13 protein-coding genes and 1 other RNA gene are annotated in these 12,781 nt (G+C 68.6%); 9 read left to right on the top strand and 5 right to left on the bottom strand.

Annotated features, from left to right (window positions below; genetic code table 11):
• Positions 1-8 precede the first annotated feature (8 nt).
• From DMO17_RS12660 to DMO17_RS12645, 4 genes are read right to left on the bottom strand one after another with little or no spacing between them, the layout of a single operon-like run.
• Positions 9-491, bottom strand: coding sequence for a DUF4442 domain-containing protein (locus tag DMO17_RS12660; protein ID WP_110682846.1), 483 nt, complete (start codon positions 489-491; stop codon positions 9-11).
• Positions 488-1,672 (bottom strand): 2-octaprenyl-6-methoxyphenyl hydroxylase, encoded by a 1,185-nt coding sequence (gene ubiH, locus DMO17_RS12655; protein ID WP_110682845.1) that lies wholly within the window; start codon positions 1,670-1,672, stop codon positions 488-490. The genes DMO17_RS12660 and ubiH overlap by 4 nt, the downstream gene beginning before the upstream one ends.
• A gap of 3 nt (positions 1,673-1,675) precedes the next feature.
• On the bottom strand, positions 1,676-3,010 hold the full coding sequence (gene pepP, locus DMO17_RS12650) for a Xaa-Pro aminopeptidase (RefSeq protein WP_110682844.1): 1,335 nt from the start codon (positions 3,008-3,010) through the stop codon (positions 1,676-1,678).
• A gap of 10 nt (positions 3,011-3,020) precedes the next feature.
• A complete protein-coding gene (locus tag DMO17_RS12645; protein WP_110682843.1) occupies positions 3,021-3,575 on the bottom strand; it encodes a YecA/YgfB family protein in 555 nt (184 codons plus the stop codon).
• Positions 3,576-3,708: 133 nt separating this feature from the next.
• Between DMO17_RS12645 and DMO17_RS12640 the strand changes: the two genes are divergently transcribed.
• The 4 genes from DMO17_RS12640 to DMO17_RS12625 all read left to right on the top strand — a co-directional run bounded on the left by DMO17_RS12640 (position 3,709) and on the right by DMO17_RS12625 (position 5,050).
• Positions 3,709-3,918, top strand: a complete 210-nt coding sequence (locus DMO17_RS12640) for a TIGR02449 family protein (RefSeq protein ID WP_021699050.1) — start codon at positions 3,709-3,711, stop codon at positions 3,916-3,918.
• Entirely contained in the window at positions 3,915-4,229 is a 315-nt protein-coding gene (locus tag DMO17_RS12635; protein ID WP_021699051.1) for a cell division protein ZapA, read from the top strand. The genes DMO17_RS12640 and DMO17_RS12635 overlap by 4 nt, the downstream gene beginning before the upstream one ends.
• 34 nt (positions 4,230-4,263) lie before the next feature.
• Positions 4,264-4,442: non-coding RNA, 6S RNA (gene ssrS / locus DMO17_RS12630), on the top strand.
• A gap of 8 nt (positions 4,443-4,450) precedes the next feature.
• Positions 4,451-5,050: a 5-formyltetrahydrofolate cyclo-ligase gene (locus DMO17_RS12625; RefSeq protein WP_110682842.1), complete on the top strand. Its 600-nt coding sequence runs from the start codon at positions 4,451-4,453 to the stop codon at positions 5,048-5,050.
• A gap of 45 nt (positions 5,051-5,095) precedes the next feature.
• On the opposite strand, the gene DMO17_RS19860 is transcribed toward DMO17_RS12625, so the two are convergent.
• The gene (locus DMO17_RS19860; RefSeq protein ID WP_258371535.1) at positions 5,096-5,224 is read right to left on the bottom strand and encodes a hypothetical protein; all 129 of its coding nucleotides are present in this window, start codon (positions 5,222-5,224) and stop codon (positions 5,096-5,098) included.
• Between the two features lie 201 nt (positions 5,225-5,425).
• Here DMO17_RS19860 and DMO17_RS12620 point away from each other — a divergent pair, with 201 nt between their 5' ends.
• From DMO17_RS12620 to DMO17_RS12600, 5 genes are all read left to right on the top strand, one after another.
• Complete coding sequence (locus tag DMO17_RS12620) at positions 5,426-5,875, top strand: EVE domain-containing protein (RefSeq protein ID WP_110682841.1); 450 nt, start codon at positions 5,426-5,428, stop codon at positions 5,873-5,875.
• A 50-nt stretch (positions 5,876-5,925) separates the two neighbouring features.
• Entirely contained in the window at positions 5,926-7,785 is a 1,860-nt protein-coding gene (locus DMO17_RS12615) for a sensor domain-containing diguanylate cyclase (protein ID WP_110682840.1), read from the top strand.
• Between the two features lie 89 nt (positions 7,786-7,874).
• Positions 7,875-8,939, top strand: a complete 1,065-nt coding sequence (locus DMO17_RS12610) for an HlyD family secretion protein (RefSeq protein WP_110683031.1) — start codon at positions 7,875-7,877, stop codon at positions 8,937-8,939.
• Positions 8,936-11,641 carry a ribosome-associated ATPase/putative transporter RbbA gene (rbbA, locus tag DMO17_RS12605; protein WP_110682839.1) on the top strand — a complete coding sequence of 902 codons (2,706 nt, stop codon included), beginning with the start codon at positions 8,936-8,938 and terminating at the stop codon, positions 11,639-11,641. Before DMO17_RS12610 ends, rbbA begins: the two co-directional genes overlap by 4 nt.
• On the top strand, positions 11,641-12,765 hold the full coding sequence (locus tag DMO17_RS12600) for an ABC transporter permease (RefSeq protein WP_110682838.1): 1,125 nt from the start codon (positions 11,641-11,643) through the stop codon (positions 12,763-12,765). The genes rbbA and DMO17_RS12600 overlap by 1 nt, the downstream gene beginning before the upstream one ends.
• The last annotated feature ends 16 nt before the right edge of the window (positions 12,766-12,781 follow it).

Genomic DNA, 12,781 nt, shown 5'->3' with positions numbered 1-12,781 from the left:
CTGTTTCCTTAGGCTGTCTGCCGCGCACGCGGCTTGAGGCGGATGTACAGGGTCTTGTGCACGATGGCGACCAGGGTGCCCTCGTCGTCACGCACCTCCACGCGCAGCTCAGGCAGGTACTTGTCGCCGCCCGCGGTGTGCTGGCGAATCTGTGCCAGCAGCTCGTCGTCGATGCGGAACTCGGCATGCACCGGGCCCTTGCCGGGGCTGATGAAGTCGATGCTGGCGGCCTTGTCCCAGACGATGTAGTCGCGCCCCAGCAGCTGCATCAGCATGAGCATGAAGAAGGGGTCGGTCATGCTGTACAGCGAGCCGCCGAACTGGGTGCGCACATAGTTGCGGTTGTACCAGCCAAGGCCCATGCGCACCCGCACGCGGCGAAAGTCCGGGCTGATCTCGCGCACGCGGATGCCGGCGCCGAGGTAGGGCGGATAGAGGTTCAGGCCCAGGCGCAGCAGGCGAGCGCGGCGGGCAAGCTTGCGCTCAGTCATAGGCTGCGGGTGCCCAGGCCCATGGCCTGGCGGGCGAACCAGCGCTTGGCCGGCGGCAGCAGGTCGAGGCCGAGCAGGCCGAGGGTGCGCCCGGCCACCAGCAGCGACTCGTCGCGGCCGAACAGGCGGGTGACGCGGTCGGAGAAGCCGACGGTCATCGCCTGGTCCTGGCTCTGCCGCTGCAGGTAGTGCTGCAGGGTGGCGAAGTCACCAGGCACCTGCGGCCCGGCCAGCAGGCACTCGGCCAGGGTCTGGGCATCGCGCAGCGACAGGTTGAAGCCCTGCCCGGCCACCGGGTGCAGGCTGTGTGCGGCATTGCCCAGCAGCACCAGGTGCGGGCGCACCTGCTCGGCGGCCTCGACCAGCGCCAGCGGGTACAAATGCCGCGCGCCGACCTGGCGCAGGCTGCCGAGGCGATAACCGAAGGCCTGCTGCAGCTCGCCGAGGAAGGCGCGCTCGGGCAACTGCTGCAGGCGCTCGGCATCCACCGGCGGGCGGGTCCAGACCAGCGCGCAGCGGTTGTCCGACAGCGGCAGCAGGGCCAGCGGCCCCTGCTCGGTGAAGCGTTCGAAGGCCTGGCCGCCATGCGGCTCGGCGGGGGTGACGTTGGCGATCAGCGCGCACTGGTCGTAGGGCGTGTGGCGCACGGCGATGCCCAGCTGCTCGCGCAGGCCGGAACGGCCGCCATCGGCCAGCACCGCGAGGTCGCAGTCGAGGCTGGTGTCGTCGTTCAGGTGCAGGCGGTAACCGTCGCCCAGCGCCTCCAGGCGGACGACTTCCGCCGGGCAGCGCCATTCGACCACCGCCGGGTCCAGCGCCTTCCACAGGCAGTGGCCCATCCAGGCGTTCTCCAGCACGTAGCCGAGCGCCGGCACGCCTTCGTCCGCCGCACTCAGGCGGGTAGCGCCGAAGCGGCCCTGGTCAGAGACCTGGATCTGCGTGATGGCCTCGGCGCGCTCGGCCAGCTGCGGCCACACACCGAGGCGCTCGAAGATCAGCCGACTGCCCTGCGACAACGCACTGGAACGGGCATCGTAGCTCGGCTGGTAGTCATTGCCGGGGGCGAAGGGCTCGACCAGCAGGATGCGCCAGCCGCGCGCCCGCGCGCCGGCCTGCAGGGCCAGGGCCAGGCTCGCACCGACCAGGCCACCACCGATGATCGCCAGCTGCACGCGGCTCATGACTCAGGCCGCCTGCTCACGCGCGGCGGCCATCAGCGCCTCGATCTCGGCCACGGTCTTGGGCACGCCGCCGGTGATGATCTCGCAACCGGTCTTGGTCACCAGCACGTCATCCTCGATGCGAACGCCGATGCCGCGCCATTTCTTGGCGACCTTGTCGTTATCCACGGCGATGTAGATGCCCGGCTCGACCGTCATCGCCATGCCCGGCTCGAGCACGCGCCACTCGCCGCCGACCTTGTAGTCGCCGACGTCGTGCACGTCCATGCCCAGCCAGTGGCCGGCGCGGTGCATGTAGAAGGGTTTGTAGGCCTCGGCGGCGATCAGCTCGTCGACCGCGCCTTCGAGCAGGCCCAGCTCGACCAGGCCGGCGGTGATCACCCGCACGGTGGCCTCGTGCGCCTCGTTCCAGTGCTTGCCCGGGGCGATTTCCTTGAAGGCGGCCTCCTGGGCGGCCAGCACCAGCTCGTAGATGGCCTTCTGCTCGGGCGAGAACTTGCCGCTGACCGGGAAGGTGCGGGTGATGTCGCTGGCGTAGCAGTCGATCTCGCAACCGGCGTCGATCAGCACCAGGTCACCGTCGCGCAGCAGCGCGTCGTTCTCGCGATAGTGCAGGATGCAGGCGTTGCGTCCGGCGGCGACGATCGAGCCGTAGGCCGGCATCTTCGCCCCGCCCTTGCGGAACTCGTAGTCCAGCTCGGCTTCCAGGTGGTACTCGTAGAGGCCGGCGCGGCTGACCTGCATGGCGCGCACATGGGCGCGCGCGCTGATCTCGGCGGCCTCGCGCATGACCTTGGCCTCGGCCGCGCTCTTGTACAGGCGCATGTCGTGCAGCAGGTGGTCGAGGGCGACGAATTCGTTGGGCGGAGTCGCGCCCTGGCGGGCCTTGGAGCGGATCACGTTGATCCACTCCATCAGCCGGTGATCGAACTTCTCGTTGGTGCCGATCGCGTAGTAGACCCGCTCGCGGCCCTCGATCAGGCCGGGCAGGATGTCGTCGATATCGCCGATGGGGAAGGCATCGTCGGCGCCGTACTGCGTCACCGCTCCGTCCTGGCCGGCGCGCAGGCCGTCCCACAGCTCGCGCTCGGGGTCGCGCTCGCGGCAGAACAGCACGTACTCGCCATGCTCGCGGCCGGGGATCAGCACCATCACCGCCTCCGGCTCGGGGAAGCCGGTGAGGTACTGGAAGTCGCTGTCCTGGCGGTAGACGTGCTCGACGTCGCGGTTGCGGATATAGACCGGCGCCGCCGGCAGGATGGCGATGCTGTTGGGCACCATCTGCTCCATCAGCGCCTTGCGCCGGCGGGCATATTCTGCGCGGGGGATGCTGACCATGGGCTCGACCTTAATGCAGGGAAGGTTTCGGGGCCGGCGCGGCGGGCTTGCCACATTCGGCGAACAGCAGCAGCGGGGCGACGCGCAGGTACTCCATCACTTCCATATAATCGCTCTCGCCGTCCTCGGACTCCTCCAGACCGCTCTGCACCTGGGCAATGGCGGAGAGGTCCTGCAGCACTTCCATGGCCTCGGCGCTCAGCGGTGCGTTGCCGACCACCATGCCGAAGCCGTCGAGGAAGCCCTGGCACCACTGGCCCAGGGCCTTGGCCCGCTCGGCCAGCGGCGCGTCATCGGCGGGCAGCAGCAGGACCAGGGTGATGTCGCTGCCGGACAGCTCGCCCTTGACCATCTCCTGCAGGCCGACCAGCGCCTGGCGCACGCTGTCGGCCGGCTCGCCACCGAGCAGCTCGCTGGCATCGGCGATCCAGGGCTCGGCCTCGAAGCCGGCACCGGCGCAGCTGCGACCGAGCAGCAGGCCATGCAGTTCGGCAGGGGAAACGGGTTTGCCAGTGCTCGCCAGCAGGGCGGCGAAGGCGGCGTAGGGGGAATTCGAAGTGGACATGGCAACTAGGCGCTGAACCGCGCGATCTCTAGAATGGAGGCTCCGTATCCTAGCACCGGCAGGCGCACGCGGGCCATCGCACCGCCGCCGCGCATCCTTTATAGTGCAGCCACTCACAGCCCTGGTAGAGCCGATGGAAGACGCCGAACTGCAAGCCCTCTCGCGCAAGCTGGAACTCTTGATTCAGCGCGTCGAGCAGCTCAAGTCGCAGAACCGCGCCCTGCTGGCCAGTGAGAAGGCCTGGCGCGAGGAACGCGCCCATCTGATCGAAAAGAACGAAATGGCCCGGCTCAAGGTCGAAGCGATGATTTCGCGCCTGAAGGCCCTGGAGCAGGACTCATGACCCAGCCGAACACCGTTACCGTACATATCCTCGACAAGGAATACTGCATCGCCTGCCCGGCGGACGAGCGCGCCAATCTGGAGAGCGCCGCCCGCTACCTGGACGGCAAGATGCGCGAGATCCGCTCCGGCGGCAAAGTCATCGGTGCCGACCGCATCGCCGTGATGGCCGCGCTGAACATCACCCATGACCTGCTGCACAAGCAGCAGCGCCTGGACCAGGAAGCCGACTCCACCCGCGCCAAGGTGCGCGACCTGCTGGAGCGCGTCGACGGTGCCCTGGCCGCCGATCCGGATGGCCAATTGCTCTGATGCCAGAGCGGCGCGATGGGGTATACTGCCGGCCAGCTCCCTGGAGTGTTGGCCAGTCGGTGATGTCCCTGAGCCGATACGCACAACCACGGGGGTTGCCAGTGGGGCCGGTGTGCATGTCCGCCTGACGGAAAGCCTTAACGCCCTCTGCAACCTCCACCTTGAACTTTCGGGTTCAAGGGCTAACCCGACAGCGGCACGCCCGGGGAGTCCCGATTCTCATGCTTGAAGCCGGCAATCTGTCCCGCCCGGCCCTGCGCCGCCAGCTGCGCCAGGCGCGCCGCACGCTCTCCCCGCAACAGCAGAAACGTGCCGCCCGCGACCTCTATCGCCAACTGGCGCAACACCCGCTGTTCCGCCGCTGTCGCCACATCGCCCTGTACCTGCCCAACGACGGCGAGATCGACCCGCGCCCGCTGCTGCGCGAGGCCCAGCGCCGCGGCAAGGCCACCTACCTGCCGGTGCTGAAACGCTGGCCGCGCACCCGGATGAGCCTCCAGCGCGTGTACCCGGGCGAGCCCCTGAGCCGCAACCGCTTCCGCATCGCCGAGCCGCAGGACCTGCCCGCCCGCCAGCGCAAAGTCTGGACCCTGGACCTGGTACTGCTGCCGCTGGTGGGGTTCGACGAACAGGGCGGGCGCCTGGGCATGGGCGGCGGCTTCTACGACCGCAGCCTGGCCTACCGGCAATTGCGCAAAAATTGGCACAAGCCGACGCTGCTGGGCGTTGCCCATGAATGTCAGAGAGTGGATTGCCTGGCGCTGGCCAGCTGGGACATACGCCTGCAGGGCGTGGTGACGGATCGGCGCTGGTACGCCTGAGGTGGAACGAGGCGCCGCGCTCCCTGCGGCGTTCGTCGACTGCGGTTACTGCTCGGCCTGGCTGGCGGTCACGCTATCCTGACGGTCCCAGAGACTCTGGGTGTAACCCGTGGTAACCATGCCCAGGCTGAAGATGATCACCAGTACCCACAGCATATCGGGCTTGCGTTTCATCGATTTGCCTCCCCCTTTTCGGCACACTGCATCGCTTGACCGGTAGTGGTGTTGTTATTGGCCTTGTGAGGCGCCGGCGAGCTTGCGCTACGGCAGGTTGCCCTGCAGTGATATGTCTCGCAGTTCTGGCGCCAAGCGACTGTCATATCCTGGAACGATTTGCAGTTCCAGCGCAAAGACCGGCAAGAAGGAGCAAAGTTCATGCCTTATTGGTTGATGAAGTCGGAACCCGACGAACTGTCGATCGCTCACCTGCGCCAGCTCGGTCGTGCACGCTGGGATGGCGTGCGCAACTACCAGGCACGCAACTTCCTGCGCAGCATGCAACCGGGCGAGCTGTTCTTCTTCTATCACTCCAGCTGCCCGCAGCCGGGCATCGCCGGCATCGCGCGGATCGCTTCGGCGACCTATCCCGACCCCACGGCCCTGGACCCCGCCAGCCACTACTTCGATGCCAAGGCCAGCGCCGCGAAGAATCCCTGGAGCGCGCTGGACGTGGAGTTCATCGAGGCCTTCCCGGACGTGCTGCCGCTGGCCCGCCTGCGCAGCAACCCGGCCCTGACGGAGCTGGCCCTGGTGCAGCGCGGCAGCCGCTTGTCGGTGATGCCGGTGAGCGCCGCCGAATGGGCGGCAATCCTCACCATGCGTTGAGTCGCCGATGGCGCTGTGCTATGACCAGTGCATAGCCTGCGGAGCCGATCATGCGCGCACAAACCGTCTGGCCTGCGCGCCTGGCGCTGGCCCTCCTCTTCCTGGTGCTGTGCTCGGCCAGCCTGATGCTCTGGCACCAGCTGGAACGTGACCAGCAGGCGCGCCTGGAGGAACGGGTCGGCTTCCAGGCACGCAGCCTGGCACGCCAGCTGGAGACGATCCTGCATGGCGAAGTGGAGGGCCTGGGACGCATTGCCCGGCTGTGGAACAACCTCGGACGGTTGCAGCGCGAAGACTGGGAGCAGGAGGCCGAACTGGCGCTGATGGACTTCCCGGCCTATCAGTCGGTGCAGTGGGTCGGCCCCGACCTGCGGATGCGCTGGCTGCTGCCGCTGCGCGGCAACGAGGCGGCCGCAGGCTTCCGCCTCGGCAGCGACCACCCCAACTACCCGCTGGCCATGCAGGCCAAACAGAGCGGCGAACAACGCTTTTCCAACAGCTTCCAGCTGGTTCAGGGCGGGCGCGGCTTCGTCCTCTACACGCCGCTGTACCTGCAGGACGCCCAGGGCCAGCAGCGCTTCGACGGCTTCCTGCAGGGCGTGTTCCGCGTCGAGCCCCTGATGGACCAGCTGCTCGCCCAGCTCAACGGCGACAGCTTCAGCGTGCGCCTGCTGGAGAACGGCCAGAGCCTGTACAGCCGCGAGCGCCCGGGCACCCTGGCACACATGGCCAGCGAGGTACCGTTACGCCTGCTCAACAACAGCTCCTTCAGCCTGCAACTGAGCCCCACCGCGAGCCTGCTGCAGAGCCTGTCCACGCCGCTGCCACAAGTGGTGCTGGGCGCCGGCCTGGCGATCAGCCTGCTGCTCACCGCGGCCCTCGGCCTGGCCCTGGAGAACGCCCGCCGCGCCGGCGCCCTGCAACAGACCAATCGCCGCCTGCAGGAGGAGGCCACGCGCCGCGAGGAGATCGAGCGCCACCTGCGCGACAGCCGCGAGCGCCTGCAACTGGTGCTCGACCTGACCGATTCCAGCCACGACGGCCTGTTCATCTTCGACACCCGTAGCCGCGAGCTGCTGCACATGAACCAGGCCACCTATGCCGACCTCGGCTACCGCCCGGAGCAGTTCGCCCAGCTGCTGCGCGACGAACCGGAAAAACTGCTGCCCGGCTTCCACAGCTGGCTGGAACTGGTCCGCCATGCCCAGCAGGACAACCAGTCGCGCATCTTCCAGCGCGAGCTGATCCGCCGCGACGGCAGCCGCCAGCCGGCGGAGATCAACACCCAGCTGGTGCAGCAGGGCGGGCGCGAGTACCTGATTGCCGTGTCGCGCGACAACAGCGAGCGCCTGGAGCTGGAGGCGCGCCTGCAGCGCCTGTCGCAGCTGGACGGGCTGACCGGCCTGTACAACCGGCGCTTCTTCGACCAGCAGCTGCAGAGCGAATGGCGCCGCCTGCGCCGGATCGGCGCGCCGCTGGCGCTGCTGATGGTGGATATCGATCACTTCAAGGCCTACAACGACAACCTCGGCCACCTGGCCGGCGACGACGCCCTGCGCCAGGTCGCGGCCGTGCTGCAGGACAGCCTGCAGCGCGAAGGCGATGTGGCCTGCCGCTACGGCGGCGAGGAGTTCGCCATCATCCTGGTCAACACCGGCCTGGAAGGCGGCGAGCACGTGGCGGCACGCATCCACGAGCTGGTCGCCACCCTCGGCATCGCCCATCCCGCCAGCCCCGAGGGTCGCCTGACCCTGAGCATCGGCCTGGCGGTGGCCGAGCCGGTCGCCGAGGAGCAGCACGGCGGTTTGGTGGCACGCAGCGACCAGGCGCTGTACCGGGCCAAGCACGAGGGGCGCAACCGTACCTGCGTGTGGAGCGCCAATGGCGTGAAGGTGGATCCGCCCGCTTGACCTGCATCAAGCCACCGAAACGACCAACGGCAGAAAATGGAAGCCTGCTAACCATTGCCCCGTGCGGGCGCTGAAGGGAAGCCATGATGATGAACGCGCAACGCCCCCTGCCCTACCTGATCGCCGCCGGCCTCGCCCTGCTGGCGGCGGCCGCTTGGTGGCAGCTGCGCCCGGACGAGCTGGGCGAAGGCTTCGCCAGCGGCAACGGGCGTATCGAAGCCACCGAGGTGGATGTCGCCACCAAGCTGGCCGGGCGTATCGCCAGCATCGCCGTGGACGAGGGCGACTTCGTCCAGCCCGGCCAGCTGCTCGCGCAGATGGACACCCAGGTGCTCGACGCCCAGCTGGCCCAGGCCCGCGCCCAGCTCAAGCAGGCCGAGAATGGCGAAGTCACCGCGGCCAGCCAGATCCGCCTGCGCGAGAGCGAGAAACTCGCCGCCGAGGCTGTGGTGCGCCAGCGCCAGGCCGAACTGGAGGCCGCCCGCAAGCGCCACAGCCGCAGCGCCAAGCTGGTCGAGCGCAACGCCCTGGCCCAGCAGCAGCTGGACGACGACCTGGCCCGCCTGCAGAGCGCCGAGGCCGCGCTGGCGGCAGCGCGCGCCCAGGTCAGCTCGGCCGCGGCCGGCATCGCCGCCGCGCAGTCGCAGGCGATCGAGGCGCAGTCCGCCAGCGAAGCGGCACGCGCCATGGTCGCGCGCCTGCAGGCGGACATCGACGACAGCCAGCTCAAGGCGCCGCGCGCCGGGCGCGTGCAGTACCGCGTGACCCAGCCGGGCGAAGTGCTTGGCGCCGGCGGCAAGGTGCTCAACCTGGTCGACCTCACCGACGTCTACATGACCTTCTTCCTGCCCGAGCGCCAGGCCGGCCGCGTGGCCCTCGGCAGCGAAGTGCGCCTGGTGATCGATGCCGCGCCGCAGTACGTGATTCCGGCCAGGGTCAGCTACGTGGCCAGCGTCGCCCAGTTCACCCCGAAGACCGTGGAAACTGCCAGCGAGCGCGAGAAGCTGATGTTCCGGGTCAAGGCGCGCATCGATCCCGAGCTGCTGAGCAAGCACCTGCAGCAGGTGAAGACCGGCGTGCCCGGCATGGCCTACCTGCGCCTTGATCCCGAGGCCGAGTGGCCGGCACACCTGGCGATCAAGGTTCCGCAATGAACCCGGCGGTCGCCCGCCTCAGCGGCGTCGGCCTGCGCTATGGCGCGACCTGCGCCCTCGAGGCCATCGACCTGGAGCTGCCGGCGCAGCGCATGGTCGGCCTGATCGGCCCGGACGGCGTCGGCAAGTCCAGCCTGCTGGCGCTGATCGCCGGGGCGCGGCAGATCCAGGCCGGCAGCGTCGAGGTACTCGACGGCGATATGGCCGACGCGCGCCACCGCCGCCGCGTCTGCCCGCATATCGCCTACATGCCCCAGGGCCTGGGCAAGAACCTCTACCCCACGCTGTCGGTGTTCGAGAACCTCGACTTCTTCGGCCGCCTGTTCGGCCAGGACGCCGCCGAGCGCGAGCGCCGCATCGACGACCTGCTGCGCAGCACCGGCCTGTCGGCGTTCCGCGAACGCCCGGCGGGCAAGCTGTCCGGCGGCATGAAGCAGAAGCTCGGACTGTGCTGCGCGCTGATCCATGACCCTGACCTGCTGATCCTCGACGAGCCGACCACCGGCGTCGACCCGCTGTCGCGCAACCAATTCTGGGAGCTGATCGCGCGTATCCGCGCGCAGCGCCCGCAGATGAGCGTGCTGGTGGCCACCGCCTACATGGAGGAAGCCGAGCGCTTCGACCATCTGGTGGCGATGGATGCCGGCCGGGTACTGGCCGAAGGCAGCCCGGCCGAGCTGCGCACGCGCACCGACTGCGCCAGCCTGGAGCAGGCCTTCATCGCCCTGCTGCCGGAGGAAAAGCGCCGCGGCCACCGCGAGGTGGTGATCCAGCCCCTGCAGGACAACAGCGAGATCGCCATCGAGGCCAAGGGCCTGACCATGCGCTTCGGCGACTTCGTCGCGGTCGACGCGGTGTCGTTCCGCATCCGCCGCGGCGAGATCTTCGGCTTCCTCGGCTCCAACGGCTGCGGCAAGAGCACCACCATGAAGATGCTCACCGGCTTGCTGCCGGCCAGCTCCGGCGAAGCCCTGCTGTTCGGCCAGACGGTGGACCCGCGCGACATGGCTACGCGCCGGCGGGTCGGCTACATGTCGCAGGCCTTCTCCCTCTACAGCGAGCTGACGGTAAGGCAGAACCTGGAACTGCACGCCCGCCTGTTCCATGTGCCGGCCGCGCAGATCGACGATCGCGTCGCCGCGATGGCGCGCCGCTTCGATCTCGGCGCGGTCATGGACATGCTGCCCGAGCGCCTGCCGCTGGGCATTCGCCAGCGCCTGTCGCTGGCCGTGGCGGTGATCCATCAGCCGGAAATCCTGATCCTCGACGAACCCACCTCGGGCGTCGACCCGGTGGCGCGCGACGGCTTCTGGCAGCTGATGCTCGACCTGTCGCGCCAGGACGGCGTGACCATCTTCATCTCCACCCACTTCATGAACGAGGCGCAGCGCTGCGACCGCATCTCGCTGATGCACGCCGGCAAGGTGCTCGACAGCGACACGCCGCAGGGGCTGATGGCCAAGCGCGGCCTGGACAGCCTGGAAGCGACCTTCATCGCCTACCTGCAGGAGGCGGTCGGCGAGCAACCGGCGAACACCGCGCCGCCGCTGGAACAGGCGCCGCCACCGCAGCGCCAGCGCTTCAGCCTGCGCCGCCTGTTCAGCTACGCCCGCCGCGAGGCCCTGGAGCTGCGCCGCGACCCGATCCGCGGCAGCATGGCCCTGCTCGGCACGGTACTGCTGCTGTTCATCATCGGCTACGGCATCAGCCTGGACGTCGAGGACCTGACCTTCGCCGTGCTCGACCGCGACCAGACCACCACCAGCCAGGAGTACCACCGCAACCTCTCCGGCTCGCGCTACTTCCTGGAGAAGCCGGCGCTGCGCGATTACGCCGACCTGGAACGGCGCCTGCGCAATGGCGACATCAGCCTGGCGGTGGAGATCCCGCCGCACTTCGGTCGCGACCTCAAGCGCGGCGCCAGCCCGCAGATCGGCATGTGGATCGACGGCGCCATGCCGACCCGCGCCGAGACCATCAAGGGCTACGTCGCCGGCCTGCACCAGAACTACCTGGCCGAGCTGGCGCGGCGCTCGCCACAACCGCTGGCCGCCAGCGCCGCCGGCCTGGAGGTGCGCTACCGCTACAACCCGGACGTAGAGAGCCTCAAGGCCATGGTGCCGGCGGTGATCCCGCTGCTGCTGATGCTGATCCCGGCCATGCTCACGGCCCTCGGCGTGGTGCGCGAGAAGGAGCTGGGTTCGATCATCAACCTCTACGTCACCCCGGTCACGCGCCTGGAATTCCTCATCGGCAAGCAGCTGCCCTATATCGCCCTGGGCCTGTTCAACTGCGCCCTGCTGGTGCTGCTGGCGGTGACGGTGTTCGACGTGCCGCTGAAGGGCAGCGCGTTCACCCTCGGCCTCGGCGCGCTGCTCTACGTCGCCTGCGCCACCGGCCTGGGTCTGCTGATGTCGACCTTCACCAACAGCCAGATCGCCGCCGTGTTCGGCACCGCCATCGCCACCCTGCTGCCGGCCATCCAGTTCTCCGGGCTGATCTACCCGGTCGCCTCGCTGGAAGGCTTCGGCGCCATGGTCGGCCAGCTGTACCCGACCTCGCAGTTCCTGGTGATCAGCCGCGGGGTGTTCTCCAAGGCGCTGGAGCTGCGCGACCTGCTTGGCTACTTCATCGCCCTGGCGCTGACCGTGCCGCTGCTCACCCTGCTCAGCGCCAGCCTACTGCGCAAACAGGAGGTGTGATGGAACGCCTGGCCAACATCTTCCATCTCGGCATCAAGGAACTGCGCAGCCTGCAGCATGACCTGGCGCTGGTGCTGCTGATCCTCTGGGCCTTCAGCCTGGGCGTGTACTCCTCGGCCACCAGCATGCCGGAGAGCCTGCACAACGCCGCCATCGCGGTGGTCGACGAAGACCAGTCGCAGCTGTCCGAGCGCCTGGTCCAGGCCTTCCAGGCACCCTACTTCCGCACCCCGGAACGCATCGACCTGGGCCAGATGGACCAGGGCATGGACTCCGGGCGCTACACCTTCACCCTCAACATCCCGCCGGACTTCCAGCGCGACGTGCTGGCCGGGCGCAGCCCGGCGATCCAGCTCAACGTCGATGCCACCCAGGTGAGCATGGCCTTCACCGGCGCCGGCTACATCCAGAGCATCGGTTCCAGCGAGGTGGCCGAGTTCGTCCGCCGCTACCGTGGCGACCTGCCGCAAGCAGCGGAGCTGGCGGTGCGCGTGCAGTTCAACCCGAACCTGACGCGCAGCTGGTTTGGTTCGGTGATGGAGGTGATCAACCAGATCACCATGCTGTCGATCATCCTCACCGGCGCCGCGCTGATCCGCGAACGCGAGCACGGCACCGTGGAGCACCTGCTGGTGATGCCGGTGACGCCGCTGGAGATCATGCTGGCCAAGGTCTGGTCGATGGGCCTGGTGGTGCTGGCGGCGGCAGCGCTGTCGCTGCTGCTGGTGGTGCAGGGCTGGTTGCAGGTGCCGATCGAAGGCTCGCTGGCGCTGTTCCTCGGCGGTGCGGCGCTGCACCTGTTCGCCACCACCTCGATGGGCATCTTCTTCGGCACCGTGGCGCGCTCGATGCCGCAGCTGGGCCTGCTGATCATTCTGGTGCTGCTGCCGCTGCAGATCCTCTCCGGCGGCACCACGCCGCGCGAGAGCATGCCGGAGCTGGTGCAGCAGATCATGCTGGCGGCGCCGACCACCCACTTCGTCGCCCTGGCCCAGGCCATTCTCTACCGCGGCGCCGGACTGTCGATCGTCTGGCCACAACTGCTGGCCATCGCCGGCATCGGCACGCTGTTCTTCCTCGCCGCGCTGACGCGCTTCCGCAAGACCCTGGCGCAGATGGCCTAGCTTCACCGTTGGCGAA

It is taken from the genome of Aquipseudomonas alcaligenes (assembly GCF_003205495.1).
GTDB lineage: Bacteria > Pseudomonadota > Gammaproteobacteria > Pseudomonadales > Pseudomonadaceae > Aquipseudomonas > Aquipseudomonas alcaligenes_B.
This window is presented reverse-complemented; position numbering and strand designations above follow the sequence as displayed.

What these genes read in the sequence shown, in the direction of transcription:
- pepP (WP_110682844.1), bottom strand. Translation starts at nt 3,010, where the DNA reads ATGGTCAGCATCCCCCGCGCAGAATATGCCCGCCGGCGCAAGGCGCTG.
- DMO17_RS19860 (WP_258371535.1), bottom strand. Translation starts at nt 5,224, where the DNA reads ATGAAACGCAAGCCCGATATGCTGTGGGTACTGGTGATCATCTTCAGC.
- DMO17_RS12610 (WP_110683031.1), top strand. Translation starts at nt 7,875, where the DNA reads ATGAACGCGCAACGCCCCCTGCCCTACCTGATCGCCGCCGGCCTCGCC.
- DMO17_RS12600 (WP_110682838.1), top strand. Translation starts at nt 11,641, where the DNA reads ATGGAACGCCTGGCCAACATCTTCCATCTCGGCATCAAGGAACTGCGC.
- DMO17_RS12625 (WP_110682842.1), top strand. Translation starts at nt 4,451, where the DNA reads ATGCTTGAAGCCGGCAATCTGTCCCGCCCGGCCCTGCGCCGCCAGCTG.
- DMO17_RS12645 (WP_110682843.1), bottom strand. Translation starts at nt 3,575, where the DNA reads ATGTCCACTTCGAATTCCCCCTACGCCGCCTTCGCCGCCCTGCTGGCG.
- DMO17_RS12660 (WP_110682846.1), bottom strand. Translation starts at nt 491, where the DNA reads ATGACTGAGCGCAAGCTTGCCCGCCGCGCTCGCCTGCTGCGCCTGGGC.
- rbbA (WP_110682839.1), top strand. Translation starts at nt 8,936, where the DNA reads ATGAACCCGGCGGTCGCCCGCCTCAGCGGCGTCGGCCTGCGCTATGGC.
- DMO17_RS12635 (WP_021699051.1), top strand. Translation starts at nt 3,915, where the DNA reads ATGACCCAGCCGAACACCGTTACCGTACATATCCTCGACAAGGAATAC.
- DMO17_RS12615 (WP_110682840.1), top strand. Translation starts at nt 5,926, where the DNA reads ATGCGCGCACAAACCGTCTGGCCTGCGCGCCTGGCGCTGGCCCTCCTC.
- DMO17_RS12620 (WP_110682841.1), top strand. Translation starts at nt 5,426, where the DNA reads ATGCCTTATTGGTTGATGAAGTCGGAACCCGACGAACTGTCGATCGCT.
- ubiH (WP_110682845.1), bottom strand. Translation starts at nt 1,672, where the DNA reads ATGAGCCGCGTGCAGCTGGCGATCATCGGTGGTGGCCTGGTCGGTGCG.
- DMO17_RS12640 (WP_021699050.1), top strand. Translation starts at nt 3,709, where the DNA reads ATGGAAGACGCCGAACTGCAAGCCCTCTCGCGCAAGCTGGAACTCTTG.